Origin of the sequence: Gardnerella sp. DNF01195 (genome assembly GCF_049244175.1) — a bacterium.
Classification (GTDB): domain Bacteria; phylum Actinomycetota; class Actinomycetes; order Actinomycetales; family Bifidobacteriaceae; genus Bifidobacterium; species Bifidobacterium leopoldii.
In genome coordinates, this window is record NZ_CP058383.1 from 1,328,739 (window position 1) to 1,346,344 (window position 17,606).

The window sequence follows — 17,606 nt, forward strand, 5'->3', positions numbered from 1 at the left end:
TTATTCCCCCCTTTTTTATTATTTCTTTTATTTCTTTTGCAAAAAAGCTAGATTAATTTCGTCTTGAACTTTTTTGACACTGTCGATTGCGTTTTTCTTTCTACTTACAGCTTCATCATTTGACACATGCGCTTGTTTAAGAAGATATTCTGCCTTTTCGCACATTTGCTGAATTTCTTGTTTACTGGATCCACTTTCTAGGAACATTGGCAACCACGAATGAATTGATTGCAAAACTAGTTCTCCAGTATCCACGAATAAGACGTCTCCGTGATCTTTCTCAACAATTTGCATTAACTGCTGTAATTGATTCACATAATTTTTATATCTTTCTACGCTTGCACAATCTTTAGAAACATCAACAAGTTGCGCATAAGCGTCAGAAATAGCGATGTACGCGCTTAACATTTTTTGATTTGAAACAGTATGCGATATGTCATCAGAATTAGTTTCTACAGTTTGCGAAGACGTTTCATTCGCATCCTTCTCATATTTTTGAGCCTCTTGGAACCATACTTTTGCTACTCGCATACGAGATAATCGTTCTGTTTGCGAAACTTTTCCAGAAAATCCTGCAAAATAGTACCAATACGCTTTGCCTATTTCTATAGAAATATTCGACCAATCTTTATTTACAGGACGCAAGTTTTGCTCGTATTTATTAATCAAACCAACAAAACATTGCTCTTCGTTGACACTCCATTGCTGATCTGCAAGTTGAATTTGCAATAAAATTTGGAGAGGTTTAAATGACATTTTGCTTATATATTTCTTATTGCGCATGCTATTTTGCACTTGCATTGCATGAGAAATATATCGACACGCAATATCCGAATTGCTTTCACGCTCAGCTAATTGCATGTAAGAATCGTAACTTTTATTATTTTTGCGTATTGCTTCAATTCTTTTACTACTTGGCTCACCATTAAAAGATTGCTTATTTCGATTTACAAAAGCATTCCCCACAAATAAACCTAAGCAGTTGAATAAAATTACTATAAAAACTAGCACTACAACAATTAATGCCGTAATTGCATAGCGCTTTTTTCTAGGCTTAGAACTATTTTTGCATTGTTTGCGTCGCAATACATTCGTAGAAGTGTCGCATTGTTGTGAATGTTTTTCTGTATGCTCACACGCTTCCAGTGCAGAAAACATTTCGTCGCAATCTTTATATCTATGAGATGGTTTAGTAGCTGTAGCTATTGCGAGCACAGACACTAATTGTTCTACTACTTCACGATTCTCATGAGGCAATAGTACAGCAGATTGCACGTTTGTTTTAGGCACTTCAGTTGGTAATAATGCGTAACGCAATGTCATTCCAATCGAATACACATCGCTTGAAGTAGTTGCTGCAGAGTTTTCATTCAAAATTTCAGGAGCAGTAAAAATATTAGTAGCAAATCGAGCGTCGCACTGGTCTATTGTGCGTAAATCAAGCACTCCCCCGTTTGCATATAATTGCGTTGCAGCACCAAAATCAATCAAACGGACTGTGCCATCTTCTGAAATCATAACCTGAGAAGGCTTAAGATCACCGTATATAATTGGCGGATAATGCGAATGTAAATAAGAAAGTATTGAGCAAAGTTGCATACCTAAATCAAGAACAATTTCAACATTTTGCAATCCAGATTCTTCTACAATAGATTTTAAAGAACGCCCCTTTACATAATCGCGAACAGCATAAGCTCTACCATTTTCTTCAAAAAAATCAACAATTCGCGGAATAGCTGGATGATCGCATTCCTTTAAAACATTCGCTTCAGCGCGTAAGGATTGAATAATATGCTGTTGATACTCTTCGTCTCCTTGCAGAAGCGTTTCTTTAACAGCCCATTGCTTGTGCAAAACGGTGTCAACAGCAAGAAAGACTGTTGAAGTGCCACCACGCCCCAGCTCACCAAGCAGCTGATAGCGTCCGCCTACACAAACCATCGTTACGCCTCCGCAATATTGAAAACTACAACTACTCATCAAATATTTCAGTTAATTTTTTGAGTAATTGAATTACAGTTGCGACTACTGTACCGATAAATTTATGCGTAAAAAAGCTTTTTATAGCATTGTGGATAAAAGCTTATAAACCTACAAAACTCACGTTTTGTAGAAGAAGTAGAAGAATATATCAGTCGATATTAGCGCCCAAAGCTAAAAGTTTGCCTCTAAAATCTGCATATCCTCGATCAATTAGCGAAATTCCGCGCACATTCGACGGACCTTGAGCAGTAAGAGCTGCAATCAAATGGCTAAAGCCTCCGCGCAAATCAGGTACGTCAATATCTTGACCTGTCAACGGAGTAGGTCCGAAAATAACTGCAGAATGCTTGTAATTGCGCTGCTGGAACCTGCAAGGAAGCGAACCTAAGCATTCACGATAAAGCTGAATCATAGCTCCCATTTGCACAAGTGGCTTCGTGAAGCCAAAACGATTTTCATAAACAGTTTCATGCACAATACTCAAGCCCTTCGCTTGAGTAAGCGCAACAACAAGAGGCTGCTGCCAATCAGTCATAAAACCAGGATGCACATCGGTTTCAATAGCAACAGGATGCAAATCCCCACCCGGATGCCAAAAACGAATTCCTTTATCTGTAACATCAAACTGTCCGCCAACTTTACGGAACACGTTTAAGAAAGTCATCATTTCTGGCTGAGTTGCGCCCTTAATAAACACATCTCCGTGTGTTGCAAGAGCAGCAGAAGCCCAAGAAGCTGCTTCAATGCGATCAGTTAATGACGTATGAGTGTATCCTTGAAGCTCTTTTACTCCTTCAATACGGAAAGTACGGTCAACGTCTACAGAAATAATCGCACCCATCTTTTGCAAAACGGCTACCAAATCCATGATTTCTGGCTCAATTGCAGCTCCGGAAAGCTCTGTACGACCTTCTGCAAGAACCGCTGCAAGCAAAGTCTGCTCGGTTGCACCGACAGAAGGATAAGGCAAATGAATTTTAGTGCCATGTAAGCCATTAGGTGCAGTAATATGTATACCATCCTCATGATCTTTATCTACATTTGCACCAAGTTTACGCAACGTCTCAAGATGAAAATCAATTGGACGACCACCAATATTGCATCCTCCAAGCGCAGGAATAAACGCTTCTCCAAGACGATGAAGAAGAGGACCAGAAAAAAGAATTGGAATACGAGACGAACCAGAAAGAGTGTCGACGTCAGCTACATCTGCGAGCTGCACTTTTGTGGCATCAATTGTCACAATGCCTTCAGGCCCATTAACCTCAACGTCAACACCATGCAAACGCAACAGATCAGAAACTACATGAACATCGCGAATTTCAGGAACGTTTTTTAGAACAGACTTACCTGGTGCCAACAAAGCTGCAACCATAGCTTTGCTAACAAAGTTTTTTGCGCCACGCACTTTAATAGTGCCATTAAGCGGCTTACCACCTTCTACATGCAACACATCTGCAGCGTCAATGCCACTATTGTTGTTCTGTTCAGCCGTATTGTGTGCGGACACATTTACCTCTTTCGTTCGCGCTAAAACACTATTCACTATAATACCGGCATATTTGCCAACGCGCTCATGCAATCTATTAAAACTGATTAAATTAGCGCGTAGATCGTTGACGCCATCGACGAATCAATCTAGTAAGCAATGATGGTTTACGCAATAAATCTACTTCTGGCAATTCATGCTCAGACTCAGCTGTAAGAGCATAAGTATAGGCTTTTTTGGAAGAAGGTTTGCCAACAAGATTCCCAAATTCAAGCATTTGCGTACGCGGTTCAAACGGATGACGAATATCAAATTCGAGCAAGCGCACGCCTCTTTTAGCAGGTTCAGGACCGTAAGATCCAAAACCACATGTAGGAGTAGCAACAAATAGCATATTACTCTCGGGATCTTTAGCTGCGAAAGAATTGCGGTGATCGTGACCGGCAATTAGCGCAAAAGCTCCGGCATCAAGCAAAGCAGCATATTCGCCACTATCGACGTCAGGGCAGCTAATTCCTTCACCTAAATACCCATCGGGCAGAACATGTTTTTCGTCAAGAGCATAATAGCGGCCAGCAAAAGTACGATACCCCTCGATAGCATGTTCGCGCGCAGCAAGTTCTTGCGGAACTTCACGAAGAACACGATAATATTGCGGCAATGGAAAATGCTGAAAAACACAAATATGCTCAGGCAAATAAGAAGAAAGACCAGAAATAAACTCGATAGTTTTTTTAGAAGGGCTACCATAGCCGCCTGATTTAGCATAATCTCCAGAATCAACTAAAACTATTGAAAAAACAACCTTTTCATGCTTCTCATCCATAACAGGCAAGGCAAAAGTACCAGGCTCGCATGTAAAAATAATCTGCTTTGGCAACACACATTTTGTCGATTGCATAGCACTTGCAGAAGATGCACTAGAAGCACTACGATTCATGCAACATGGAAAATCTTGATATATCTTATCAAGCTCTTCATTATTTAGACCGCACTGGAAATCATGATTACCATAAGTAACAACCCATGGAATACTGCGATCTTCTAACGGCTTCATTAACTTAGCAACGAATTCGTGCACTTTATCAACCAATTGCTTCTTATCAGAAGACGAAATATTGGAAGATTCCTGCCAGCGTCTACGCTGAAAAGTTTTTGCAAATACTTTTTCATAACCTGCAATCTGGTTTCCGCTAAAAACTACAAGATCTGGTCGCACAGCATCGCAAGCAGAAGCAATAAGTCGAATGGTGTCTTGTGAAATACGTAACCCATCTTGAACATCTGCACACTGAAGCACTCGGAATTTACCAGAAAGATGGAACTGCAAACGTCCTAAACGCGCCGAAACAGATAAAGGAAGTGCCGCAGATGCATTAGCTTCGGATTGTGCAGAATCAGTCATACTTTAAGCATACGGCAGATATGCCGCGACTCACTCAATTTTGTTCGCAAGTTTACATAAATTATTTACATTCAAAAATACTAAATTAAGCAAATACTGATAAGAAATAACCCAAAAGCGATAAAAACGTGCAATTTCAGTAAAATAGTTACAAATTCACAGACAATTCACAGGTAATCGCATTACTGCACTCAGCATAAGGTGGTTATTATATATACATCAAAAGGAAATAAACTACAAGCAAGTAGTTGAATTTGACTTTAATAACTTAAACCTCTCTTCTTCTCTTCTTTCTCTAACCCCGGTCACGCACCGGGGTTTTTGATTTTAAGGCTGCATAAGAAGCGTGCGGCAAGCGTAGTAAACGGGATAAGCGTGTACAAGCGCGGTAAACGGCAAAAACTGAGCACGCATGTAAAGAAACTGCCGTTTCATCGCCTTAATCCGACAAAAACTTTACAGCCGCGTAAAGAAACAGCCGCGCGCTGAGGCAAATCGCAGGAATACAGATAGATAACAAAAAAGCCCTCGTTCTACGAGAGCTATTCGCTGGGGTACCTGGACTCGAACCAAGAATGGATGAACCAGAATCACCTGTGTTGCCAATTACACCATACCCCAATTGGCAGGCTTCGCGGCTCTTGGGACCGTTCCGTCTTCGTACCCCCGACCGGATTTGAACCGGTGTTGGCGCCGTGAGAGGGCGTAGTCCTAGACCGCTAGACGACGGGGGCTTTCATTTATCAGCTACGCCTCTTGACGCAACAAATAGCGACTTTACAACATAACAACTCAATACGCAACCGCGGCGTGTCGAAAATATATTAAACGAAACATAAAACAAATAAAAAGGTGGAAACGTGGCAATAGTGCCACGTTCCCACCTTGTTCAAATTTTATTTGAGCTTATAAATTATTGGTGATTTACAAATGCTCACGCAATCCAGCTAAACGCGCCAAAGTCACGTCTTTGCCCACGATTTCCATGGACTCAAACAGTGGCGGAGAAACGCGACGGCCAGAAAGTGCAACTCGCACAGGACCAAATGCCAAGCGCGGCTTGTAACCAGCTTCCTCAACAAGCTTCTTATTCAAAAGCTCATGCAAGGAATCAGTGTGCCAATCAGCGGCATCAACACCCTTCAAAGCAGCGAGCGCAGCGTCAAGAACCTCGCCTGCAGATTCCTTCAACTGTTTACGAGCGTCGTCATCTGGAGCAATGTAGCCATCTTCGCTTAACAGGCTTCCAACCATTCCAGCGACTTCACCAAGCAAACGCACGCGAGGCTGTACAAGAGGAGCTGCAGCTGTGAGTACTTCACGCTCGCGGTCAGTTAACGCATCCCAATTATCTGCGCTAACTACGCCATCCTTATGCAAGTAAGGCACAGAACGATTCAAGAAATCTTGCGGATCGAGCATACGAATATGCTCAGCGTTGATGGAAATCGCCTTGTCTAAGTCAAAGTGTGCAGGATTTGCCTTAACGTCTCGCACATCGAACTTTTCAATCATTTCGTCCATAGTGAACACGTCACGATCAGGAGCGATCGACCAGCCAAGCAAAGCCAAGTAGTTCAGTAAGCCTTCTGGAATAAATCCGTTATCTCTATGCAAGAACAAGTTGGACTCAGGGTCTCTCTTGGAAAGCTTCTTCTTACCTTCGCCCATAACGTAAGGCATATGGCCGTAAAGTGGAGTTTCCTTAGCAATGCCCATCTCCATAAGGTAACGGTAAAGCACAATCTGACGAGGCGTGGAGCTAAGAATATCTTCACCGCGCAAAACAACGTTCACATCCATTAACGCATCGTCAACAGGGTTTGTAAGCGTATAAAGTGGATCGCCATTCGGGCGCACAATCACATAATCTGGAACAGATCCAGCTTTAAAGGTGATTTCGCCACGAATTAAATCGTTAAAAGTAATGTCTTCATTTGGCATCTTCAAGCGAAGTGCAGGTTTGCGACCTTCGTCGCGGAAAGCTTGCTTCTGTTCTTCCGTAAGATTGCGATCGTAGCCATCGTAACCAAATTCAGCAGGACGACCAGCAGCAATATTACGCTCCTTAATTTCTTCAGGAGTAGAGAAGGATTCATAAGCGTATCCTGCTTCAAAAAGCTTTTGTGCTACGTCTTTATAAATTTCCATGCGCTGGGACTGGCGATACGGTCCGTTACCTCCACCAACATCAATGCCCTCGTCCCAATCAATATTGAGCCAACGAAGAGCCTCAATAATCTGCTGGTAGCTTTCCTCACTATCGCGCTCATTATCGGTATCTTCAATACGGAACAGCAATTTGCCGTGAGTATGGCGAGCCTCCGCCCAGTTAAATAGCGCGGTACGAACCATACCTACGTGAGGTGTACCGGTTGGCGAAGGGCAAAAACGCACGCGAACATTCTTTGGAAGTTCAGGCTTTGCGGATTTTGTTGCATTATTAGCAACTTCTTGAGTTTCCTCGATATCAGTCATAGGTTCCATTGTGCCGCGCGTTACGGACGTGCAGCATTCGCATCAAACATAAGTCAACCTAAAAACTAATCAAGCGCCTGCGTAGATTCTTTATTACCCTCAACGTGCGCAAACTTCGCAGCAAGAGCCTCGCGGGACTTTCTATCATCCTCTTCTTTTGCGAGCTTCTTCGCAACTTCAGGATCCCACAGCACGTCTTCACGATGCTTTTCCCACTCTGAAATAAGCAGCGGCGAAATAAAATTGACCAACGCACTTATATCACAATTACACTTATCACTAGAATTGCGCACACAATCAACAATCTCACGCCATTGAGCATCCTTGAACATCATTCGCGGCAAACCAGCACACTCACATATTTCGTTAATATATAAGAAGATTGGTAAAGTTTCGCAAATCTCGTTAGTTTTTTTAATTAGATTTGTTAATAAGCTTAAAACTACAATAATTTTTTGCGTTTCCAATGATTTATTTTCATAACAAGAAACCATTTGTTTCGCATAATTAATTGCAAAGTCGATATTGTTAATACTCCAATTACCTTCAACATTTAACGTATCGGCTGCTGCATTTATTGCATTAGAATCTTCGGCAGAATGAGATGCAATCTTACTAAAAATAGAATTTATATTATTACTATTTTCTAGTATTTCTTCTTCTGGTTCATCATAGTTAGGCTCATAGCATGAATCCATATTGTCGTAAGCATCGGCGGCAGCAAGTAGCGCGTCTACTATTTCTTGCGGACGTCCAGGAATTTCATCCGCGCCTTCATACACAAATTCAGCATCCGGAACGGTAACGTCAAGATTCGTGAGTATTCGTGCTATTGCTCGCATTGAGCGCACCTCAAGATTTTCCGCATATTTTGCGTCGTTATCTAAGTGTCGCGCTTCCGTCAATGGCCATAATTCTGTTAGTTTTGCGGCAGATTGCGCTGCATCATTCAGCATTAGCATACTTTTTTCATTATTTTTAATATCTTCAGAATCTTTGACAGAATCAACAGAATTAACCATTTCAATGCTCCTTCGCATTATATGTTACTTACTTCACTCGCCCAGCAGGATCAACATACGTAATTGAAAGCACACGCAAAGTCTCACAATCGTAAGTAATAGAAGTAATCGAAGCTAAAGCCGTGTGACGAAGAAGCATATTATGTTCAGCGTGACCGGTTTCCAGTAGGTGTCTATAAGACCAGATTGGCGACTCATGAGTAACTGCAACGATTTGCTCACCAGGATGCTTACGAACCTGCTCGCGCGCAAAATCACCAACGCGAGTAGCAATACTGCGGTAGCTTTCTCCCCAACTTGGCTTCCACAAATTCGCAACAAGCTTCCAATTGTTGTTTTTCCACAGTGCGCCTTCACCGTAGCCTATGCGTTTTCCGCGGAAATTATTTCCAGCTTCAATTAAGCGTTTATCTAAAATAATGTCGCTTTCTTGAGATTGCGCAAAAGATTGCGCAGAATCTTCATCACAGTGCGCTTTTACATAGGCAGAATCTGCAATATTGCGCAAAGCATTTTCGATTTCACGCGCTGTTTCACGAGTCCGCTCAAGAGGAGACGAATAAATTGCAGTAATTCCGCGCATTTGCGGAACAGTGGCAATATATTTTGCTGTAGCTTGCGCCATCCTCACTCCGCGAGCCGAAAGATGAAATCCAGGAAGACGCTCATACAACACGTGATTTGGATTATCAACTTCTCCATGACGCACAAAATGAATTGTCGTAGCTGGCATTGCGTTCTACTTTCTGTTTAAAAGATTAAACCAATTACTTGCGGTTTTTTGTATGATTAAGCGACCACATTCCCAAGCGGTGAGCAAAACTCGTATCTTCTTGCGCAACATACCCAGGCTGTTGAGATTTAGTATCATCGAGCAGCCACTTTCGTATAACAAAATTCCACACAGCAACAACAACAGTAGCTACAAGTTTTCCTATATTTGTGCGCAAAACGTATACTGCAGATCCGCGTAAAGTTTCAGCCATTCCTAACGTACTAGCCCAAATAATCAAATCATTTATAAGCAAACCTATGACTGCGGAAATAACAAAAATCAGAAGCTCCATCCACTTTGCCATATCTTCACGATGTTTAAAGACGTATTTCATACTGGCAATATAGTTGAAGATAAGTGAGATTACGAAAGAAATCGTACCCGCAACCACATTATTTAAGTGCGCAAGCATTAATAAATTGAGTAGCGCAACGTCAATAATAAGGGCAATAATGCCCACAATTCCAAACTTTACAACCTGTTCAATAAGCTTTTTCATAATATCCATTAAACACGCGGCTGCTAACAAATAACATATAATTGTTACGTAATAAAGCTTACTAAATTTAGCAAAGGAGCGATTATGCCAGTTATTCATACTCATATTTCTGTAAGCACAACACCTGCCCAGCGTGACGCATTAAAAACTGCTTATGGCAAAGCAATTAGCGCAGTTCCAGGAAAAAGCGAGCATTGGCTCATGTGCCCATTCGAGGACAATATGCCGATTTATTTTGCAGGAGACGATTCCAAGCCTGCAGCTTACGTTGAGGTGAACGTGTTTGGTTCCAGCGTGCCAGGGTCTGCTTGGGAAAAGTTAACTGAGCAGATTATGGCAGCTTTAGAGCGAGAGCTTGGGATTCCACAGGATCGCACTTATATTCGTTACACTGCAACTACTGACTGGGGTTGGAACGGCGGCAACTTCTAGTCAAAACTGCAAAATATATTAAGCCAATTACTTCTTAAGAGGAGCTGCCCCAACCGATTCACGCACGATGAGGGCAGTTCCTAGTTTTTTATGCGAAACAGGCAAAGCTTCTTCATCAAAGCGTATTTGATCAATCAAACTTTCTGCAGCCAAACGTCCTTTTGAAGTAATTGGCTGATGAACCGTAGTTAATCGTGGCGTACAAATTGTAGACAAAGGCAAATCATCATAACCAGTAATGGAAAGGTCCTCAGGCACACGTAGCCCTTGTTGTTGAGCTGCTCCAAGCACGCCTAGCGCAATAATGTCGCTAAACGACACAATCGCAGTAGGTCTGTATTCGAGATTAGTATCATTCCACATTTTATTGAAAACATCAGCGCCACCCTGATACGTGCAAGGCGTTTCTATAACGGTAATCTCTTTATCTTCCGGCGATAAGTTATGCTTTTTAAGCGCGCGCACAACACTTGCCATGCGCCTACCAACTATTCCTTGCCACCCAGGATAATCAGTATGCGATTTCGTTTCAATTGCTGCAATACCAATATTCCTATGACCTAAATCAATAAGTCGATCTACTAAATCTTCAAAATCATGCTCATCGTCAACTTCTACAGTCGGAACGTTAATAGGTTGAGCAGGATCCACAATCACTACAGGAACATGCTTATTCAAAATTTCAACAACTTCTGCACGTTCAGCTTCCAAGCCGCAAATTATAAAACCACTTACTGCAGCTGTAGGAATAGCTTTTAACATTGAACCTCTTAGCGGAGGAACAAGCATCAAAGTGTAGCCTTCCGACTGGCAAACCTGCCCAATGCCCTGAATCAAAAGTGAATAATAGGGATTTTGCAAAATCGTATCAATACCTTGCGGCAGCAACAAGCCCAAAGCATTCGAAGAATTCGTACGCAATGCTCTAGCTGTTGCACTTCGCACATATCCCATTTCTTCAGCAGTTTGCATAATATGTTCAACCGTCGCCTCAGATAGTTTTGACGGATCATTATATGCAAAAGATACTGCAGACTTGGAAACATTAGCTTTTTCTGCAACATCCTTAATAGTCACTCTACGAACATTCATAGCTTCCCCACTGCTTCACCTTCATACAATATAATGGATTTTTCTCCCATACGGTATTGCTTACCTATTATACTTGGCACACCAAATAGCGAACGATCCATACGCACCGGCAAATCATCACAATTGATGTAAGCTCCAGATCCGCGATGCACTAAACATAAGCATGCACGCCCCGAAGGTAAGTTGCGCGTAATACACACAGTATGTTTACCTAAAGCAGCTACATGCTGCCTGCCATATTGGAGAGCAGCATTTTCTCTACGTAGACGCATTAATTTGCAAACTGTTTTACGAACAGATAAATTCCAAGCATTCTCATTCCAAATCATAGGAGCGCGGCAACCCGGATCATTTTCTCCTTCCATACCATTTTCATCGCCGTAATACACCATAGGAGCACCATCAGCAGCGAATAACAGCGCATAAGCTAAATTCTCAGCGTCTTCAGCAGACGTATCCCAAGCATATTCATGAGCTTTTGTACGCGTAAGCAATCGCTCAGTATCGTGACTCCCAAGCAAATTCAACATACAAGAACGATGTTCTTCTGGAATATCGTTATACAAAGCATTCATACCATCTGCAAAATCATAAGCATCCAACGTTTCATCAGCGCAAAAACCTAGGACTAAATCACGAACTGTATAATTCATGGTTCCATCCATAAGTTCCGGAGTAAGCCATTGAGAAGGGTTACGCCATTCTTCAGCTACTAAGTATTTATCATCCCCAAAAGATTTCACTACTTTATGGAAACCCTTCCAAAATGTTTTATTGACGAAATATGGAACATCTAAACGCCAGCCATCAATACCACGATTTAACCAATATTTAGCAACGTTATAGTGATGTCTACGCACTTCTGGATTATATACATTCCATTTTGGTAAATAGTAACAGCCGGAACATGTTTTATAATTCGGTTCCGGATGAGACACTACAGGAAAGCCCTCTACCGAAAACCAATTAACATATTGCGATTGTTCGCCGTTACGTACAACATCTTGAAACGCCCAGTGGCCTATTCCACAATGATTGAATACACCATCTAAAACTACACGAATCTGCAATTCATGAGCACGCTTAATAAACTCATCAAAATCTGCGTCATTACCAAGACGTGAATCAATTTTGAAATAATCAGTGGCATCATAGCGATGATTCGTATCCGCTTGGAAAATTGGAGTAAGATACAAAGCATTGACACCCATATCCGCAAGATATGACAGATGCTCACTGATCCCTTGCAAATCACCACCGAAAAAATTGTCCCTAGTTGGAGATTTATCCCATGATTCTACAGGATTAGGGTTAATAGAGGCATTTGCATTTGCGAAACGCTCCGGAAAAATCTGATAAAATACACTTGATTTTACCCATTCAGGTTGCATGACTTGTTCCTAACAAATAGTAAATTTTACAAATTGTAAACGTCTTAGCACTTCTTCAATCTTTAAGACCTGTAGAAGCGATTCCTCGTTCAAGAGCTTTTTGGAAGAAGAAGAAAATAATAATTGATGGCAAAGTTGACGTCAAAGTTCCAGCCATTAAATAGTTCCATGACGTACCATAACGTCCAACAAAACCACTCAAGCCGATTTGAATAGTACGCATTTCTTCTGCATTTGTAACCAACAGAGGCCACAGAAAATCATTCCATGCAAATAGGAATGAGAATACACCAAGAGTTGCAAGAGCTGGCTTAGAAAGCGGCAGAATAACTTTAATAAAAATACCATGGCTTGAACATCCGTCAATTCTTGCAGCCTCATCTAGCTCACGCGGGATAGTAGTAAAATGTTGGCGTAGCAAAATAATGCCAAATACATCAGCCAAACGCGGAACTGTTAAAGCTGCCATAGTATCAATCCAACGCAACTGAGCGATAATACCGTACATAGGTATAACTGTTACGAAAGCAGGAACCATGAAAGCAGAAAGTAGCAGCACGAATAATATTTTCTTTCCAGGAAACTCTAATCGCGCAAAAGCAAAAGCTGCCATAGCATCAAACGCAAGGTGACCAACTACAATAATTGCCGACATGATCAAGCTATTAATATAATAGTTTGCAAACGGAGCGCTTTGCCACGCATGCAGATAATTTTCCCAATGCCATGATGTTGGAATCACTGACTGAACGGCATACGTTTCGGCTTTTGTTTGCAACGACGTTGTAAACATCCACATAAATGGGATAAGTACCGAAGCTGCACCGATAATGAGTACAATATGCCGAGCAAGATGCAACGAACGCAATCTCGTAAAAACCTTACTTATTTTCTGCATTACTTACCTTCCATTGCACAAGAGTTACGATAAGAACTAACACCAGCGACGCTATAGCAATTGCCGTACCATAACCGAAATTGCCTAACCTAAATGCTTGACGATACATAAACATTCCTAGTACGTCAGTGCCACCTCGAGGACCGCCTTCAGTAAACACATAAATTAAATCAAATGATTGGAAACTACTAATCAGCGCTTGCACAACCACAAAGAATGTCATTGGTCTAAGCAGAGGAACTGTAATATAACGCAGCTGTTGCCAGCTCGTAGCACCATCAAGACTTGCAGCTTCATAAGTCGACTTAGAAAGAGATTGCAAAGCAGTCAAATATAGAATGATATTAAAACCTAAGTTCTTCCAAACTGTAAGGAGTGTAGTAGCAAGTAATGCTAGCCACTTGTTGTGGAGCCAGTCGGGTCCTGCAATACCTAGGGATGAGAGTACAGAATTTACAAGACCCGATGGATCCAACATATATTTCCACACAATTGCTACAGCCACCGAGGAGGTAACGACAGGAAGGAAATATATAGTGCGATACAATCCGCGAGCGCGAATTGGCGCATCTAGTAATACCGCAAAAAGCAACCCCGAAACAACCGATAGCACAGCTACACCAAATGCATAGATAACAGTCACGGTTAAACTATTCCAAAATTCTGGATCTTGAGATAGTTTCACATAATTCTTCAATCCAATAAAATCTGGATTTACAGAAAACCCGTTCCAATTTGTTAAGCTCGTATAAGCTGCAGAAATAATTGGATAAAAAGTGAAGATGACGAGAATCACTAATCCAGGAAGCAACAATCCCCATGCTGTGAGAATTTGCTCCCATTTACCTACAGTTTTACGACTATCACGAATCAGCTTACCATTACTAGCCTTTGCTTCTGCATTAGCAGCTGACTTGTTCTTTTTCAACTGTACTATCGGATTACGCATGATTACTTACCTTGCGATATTACTTCGTTGACTGCTTTTTCTGCATTCTTTAATGCAGTTCCAACATTTACTTCGCCAGAAAATGCTTTTTCCATTTCCTTTGCGAATGCCAACGAAATCTGTGGATATAGTTTGGTGTTTGGACGAGTATGAGCAGTTGCCATTTGTTCAATATATGGAAGTAAGCGAGGCTCTTTCTTTTCAACCCATGAACGATACTCTGCATTGTTAGCAGCACTCTTTGTCGCAGGCAGGAAACCAGTAGATTCACACCAATCAAGCACTTGTTTGTCCTGCAAGAACCAAGTCACAAATTCAGCAGCAGCTTTTACTTTTGCATCATCATTGTTAAACAACATGGCTTGTTCTCCGCCAAGATTAGTAGATGGTTTACCACCTTCAGGAGTTGGTAAAGGAGCTGCAGCAAAATCAAATGGAGGATCCGCTGCCCAAATACCTACCATCCAAGAACCTTCCTGCGCAGAACCACCTTTACCTTTTTCAAACTTGCCCCATCCAGCATATGGGCTCACTCCACTTTTAATAAGATCCATCCAGAAATTGGCAGCTTTCTTACCTGCAGGAGTGTTAAAAGCAGCAGCAGAGTTATCTTTCTTTAAGAATTCACCCCCAGCTTGCCAAAGATTGACTTGGAAGTTCCAGGTAAGAGCCTCACCGCTGTCTCCTGCTTCGGTTGGCAAATCGTATCCTGGAAGACCAGTCTTATCTTTGATTTGCTTTGCCATTTGCTTTAATTCAGCCCAAGTTTTTGGCGGCTTATCTGGATCTAAACCAGCCTTCTTAAATATTGTGCGATTGTACATATAAGCAAGATTATTGGCTGACATTGGAACGGATACTAAGCGACCATCAATTGACCCAAAATTCTTTAATGCAGGGTTAATATTGTCAATTACTTCAGGCTTGAGAAGCTTTTTTAAGTCTGCAGACTTACCAATTTGTGCCATTTGAGGCATCCAAATCAAATCACCTATGGCCATATCAGGCAAAGTATTTGACGTAGCAGATGCGCGTAATTTTGTTAAGAAATCAGCATTAGGAACATTTGTAGTTTTAATCTCAATGTTCTTGTGCGAAGCATTAAATGCTTTTACTTTTTTATCGAAGGCATCTGCATTAGCGCCATCCCAATAATGCCAAACAGAAACGGTTGTTTTACCTTGAGCATTACTCGTGGAGCTTGTGCCGCCACCACATGCGGTAAGCGAAAGCGCAGCAACGAGCATCACAGAGATTGCTCCAAACTTTTTTAGTTTCAACATCGTTGTTCTTCCTTAGAAATATTTAGAGAAACTTAAAGGTTCTTGGGCATACCGCCCAATGCACCATTTGATATATAGCAACGCCAGACTTCTGCCGCAAACAGCGTCGTTTACTCCTTTCACTCATGAACAACCATTTTGCTAATGCCTCAGCGCCGAGCACTAGACGTGTGCCTTTTCGTATCTTGCTTTACTGGCTAAGCGAGAATTACTTTTAGATTGCACATTATTTTGTTCGTTATTGAAATATACTAAATCGTTCCAATAAATAAGTCAAGCGTGCGTTTTATATAAAATTCGCCATACTTTGCTACGAAAAATTACGCAACAAAATATGGCGGTTTATTTAGCTTATACGGTTATTTCATGATTTTCTAATTTTGCTCGCAAAACTGAGAATCAATGGAAGCATATGAATCATTTTCGCTAGCAACACTGCCTTCAAGATCTGGACCAGCAGCTAGACGAGCCACCTCTTCCATGTCCTTGTTTTCAAATAAAACCATGCGGACATAGCCAACAACAAATCCAACAACAGCAGGGCAAACCCAAGCCATGCCAAATTCCGAGAACGGCAACCAGTTTTGAGCAACCACCAACATATCGTTCATATGCAATGCGTTGCGCAAAGCTGTTGGCAAACTATTCAAAAAGTCAAATACAGCTGCAACACCAGTAAAACCAAGTGTCCAAGCGTACACGACTTTGGAATTTCCAAAAAGTCGACCGCACAAAGCCAAAAGAATCAATACGATTGACAGTGGATACAAGAACATCAATACTGGAACTGCATATTCGATGATTGTGCTCAAACCAAAGTTTGCAAGACCAAACGAAACAAGCGTAATCAACACAGACCAAACGCGATAGCTAGGGCCCTTAGGGAATAACTTAGAGAAGGTTTCCGAGCAGCTTACAATTAAACCAACTGCCGTCTTTAAGCATGCAAGAGTAACAGTTGCAGCAAGAACAAGCAAACCAACGTTTCCAAGATGGTAGCGTGCAACTTGCGCCAAAGTTACGCCACCGTTTTCAGCAGGCTTAAACAGTGCACGGCTACGCACACCGACAACAACAATTGCGACGTAAATCAACGCCATAAGCAAGCAGCTAAAGAATCCAGATCGCACAGTATTCACTGCCACATCTTTAGGGTCTTTTACGCCAAAGGATCGAATAGTACTAACAACTATAATGCCAAAAGCCAAGCTAGCTAAAGCATCCATTGTATTGTAGCCATCTAAGAATCCTGTAAAGAATGATTCATTAACATACTTCCCTATAGGAGCAGCATCCGCAGAAGCGCCGCTTACAGGAGAAAACAGTGCAGTAAATACCAGAATACCTAAGAAAACCAGGAATATCGGCGTAAGAACTTTACCAACCCATGTAAGTATTCCGCTAGGCTTCATAGCAAAGAAGAATGCTAACGCGAAGAAAACCACAGAGAACAAGAACAAATACAATTGACCGTTTCCGTCTTGTGGAACGACGCGCTCCAAACCAACAGTGTACGAAGTTGTTGCGCAGCGAGGAATTGCAAAGAATGGTCCGATTGTTAAATACAGCACACAAGTAAAGAACATGCCGTATTTTTTGCTCGGCTTACTAGAAAGTTCAAAAAGACCGTTTGCGCGACTCATCGCAAGAGCCGTAACACCAAGCAATGGCAAACCAACGCCGGTAATAATAAAGCCTAATGCTGCAGGAGCGGAATTGTTTCCTGCATTAGCTCCAAGGAACACAGGGAAAATCAGGTTTCCTGCGCCAAAGAACATACCAAACAACATGACCGCCACGTACGCGGACTCAATAATGGTCAAGTTCCTTTTTTTCGGGGCACTATCTGTGCTGACACTTTGTGTTGTGACGCTCATGCTTACACCTCCCATAAGGATAAATTTGTATTT

14 protein-coding genes and 2 tRNA genes are annotated in these 17,606 nt (G+C 41.7%); 1 reads left to right on the top strand and 15 read right to left on the bottom strand.

The features are described from left to right. Positions 1-27: 27 nt before the first annotated feature. The 9 genes from HXT43_RS05150 to HXT43_RS05190 form a co-directional block, all read right to left on the bottom strand. Positions 28-1,941: a serine/threonine protein kinase gene (locus tag HXT43_RS05150; RefSeq protein WP_174143420.1), complete on the bottom strand. Its 1,914-nt coding sequence runs from the start codon at positions 1,939-1,941 to the stop codon at positions 28-30. 190 nt (positions 1,942-2,131) lie between these two features. Then, positions 2,132-3,493, bottom strand: coding sequence for a UDP-N-acetylglucosamine 1-carboxyvinyltransferase (gene murA, locus HXT43_RS05155; RefSeq protein WP_004109784.1), 1,362 nt, complete (start codon positions 3,491-3,493; stop codon positions 2,132-2,134). 91 nt (positions 3,494-3,584) lie between these two features. Beyond that, a complete protein-coding gene (locus tag HXT43_RS05160) occupies positions 3,585-4,877 on the bottom strand; it encodes a metallophosphoesterase (protein WP_064621461.1) in 1,293 nt (430 codons plus the stop codon). A 549-nt stretch (positions 4,878-5,426) separates the two neighbouring features. After that, positions 5,427-5,498 (bottom strand) — tRNA-Gln (locus HXT43_RS05165). A 40-nt stretch (positions 5,499-5,538) separates the two neighbouring features. Beyond that, a tRNA-Glu gene (locus tag HXT43_RS05170) sits at positions 5,539-5,611 on the bottom strand. A 190-nt stretch (positions 5,612-5,801) separates the two neighbouring features. Further along, positions 5,802-7,364, bottom strand: a complete 1,563-nt coding sequence (gene gltX / locus HXT43_RS05175) for a glutamate--tRNA ligase (protein ID WP_004105625.1) — start codon at positions 7,362-7,364, stop codon at positions 5,802-5,804. A gap of 56 nt (positions 7,365-7,420) precedes the next feature. Next, positions 7,421-8,377, bottom strand: a complete 957-nt coding sequence (locus tag HXT43_RS05180; RefSeq protein WP_004105628.1) for a hypothetical protein — start codon at positions 8,375-8,377, stop codon at positions 7,421-7,423. A 28-nt stretch (positions 8,378-8,405) separates the two neighbouring features. Beyond that, a complete protein-coding gene (locus HXT43_RS05185) occupies positions 8,406-9,110 on the bottom strand; it encodes a histidine phosphatase family protein (RefSeq protein WP_101885866.1) in 705 nt (234 codons plus the stop codon). 34 nt (positions 9,111-9,144) lie between these two features. Further along, positions 9,145-9,651, bottom strand: coding sequence for a GtrA family protein (locus HXT43_RS05190; protein ID WP_032835361.1), 507 nt, complete (start codon positions 9,649-9,651; stop codon positions 9,145-9,147). An 84-nt stretch (positions 9,652-9,735) separates the two neighbouring features. Between HXT43_RS05190 and HXT43_RS05195 the strand changes: the two genes are divergently transcribed. Next, on the top strand, positions 9,736-10,083 hold the full coding sequence (locus HXT43_RS05195) for a phenylpyruvate tautomerase MIF-related protein (protein WP_101885865.1): 348 nt from the start codon (positions 9,736-9,738) through the stop codon (positions 10,081-10,083). Positions 10,084-10,110: 27 nt separating this feature from the next. Here the strand turns inward: HXT43_RS05195 and HXT43_RS05200 are convergent, their stop codons facing one another. The 6 genes from HXT43_RS05200 to brnQ form a co-directional block, all read right to left on the bottom strand. Continuing rightward, the gene (locus tag HXT43_RS05200) at positions 10,111-11,175 is read right to left on the bottom strand and encodes a LacI family DNA-binding transcriptional regulator (RefSeq protein ID WP_101885864.1); all 1,065 of its coding nucleotides are present in this window, start codon (positions 11,173-11,175) and stop codon (positions 10,111-10,113) included. Continuing rightward, positions 11,172-12,566 carry a glycoside hydrolase family 13 protein gene (locus HXT43_RS05205; RefSeq protein ID WP_004105641.1) on the bottom strand — a complete coding sequence of 465 codons (1,395 nt, stop codon included), beginning with the start codon at positions 12,564-12,566 and terminating at the stop codon, positions 11,172-11,174. Before HXT43_RS05205 ends, HXT43_RS05200 begins: the two co-directional genes overlap by 4 nt. Positions 12,567-12,621: 55 nt before the next feature. Continuing rightward, positions 12,622-13,464: a carbohydrate ABC transporter permease gene (locus HXT43_RS05210; RefSeq protein ID WP_415707228.1), complete on the bottom strand. Its 843-nt coding sequence runs from the start codon at positions 13,462-13,464 to the stop codon at positions 12,622-12,624. Further along, positions 13,448-14,413, bottom strand: a complete 966-nt coding sequence (locus tag HXT43_RS05215) for a carbohydrate ABC transporter permease (RefSeq protein WP_004105644.1) — start codon at positions 14,411-14,413, stop codon at positions 13,448-13,450. Before HXT43_RS05215 ends, HXT43_RS05210 begins: the two co-directional genes overlap by 17 nt. Positions 14,414-14,415: 2 nt before the next feature. Further along, the gene (locus HXT43_RS05220; RefSeq protein WP_004105646.1) at positions 14,416-15,696 is read right to left on the bottom strand and encodes an ABC transporter substrate-binding protein; all 1,281 of its coding nucleotides are present in this window, start codon (positions 15,694-15,696) and stop codon (positions 14,416-14,418) included. Positions 15,697-16,070: 374 nt separating this feature from the next. Then, complete coding sequence (brnQ, locus tag HXT43_RS05225; protein WP_080550923.1) at positions 16,071-17,573, bottom strand: branched-chain amino acid transport system II carrier protein; 1,503 nt, start codon at positions 17,571-17,573, stop codon at positions 16,071-16,073. Positions 17,574-17,606: the final 33 nt, after the last annotated feature.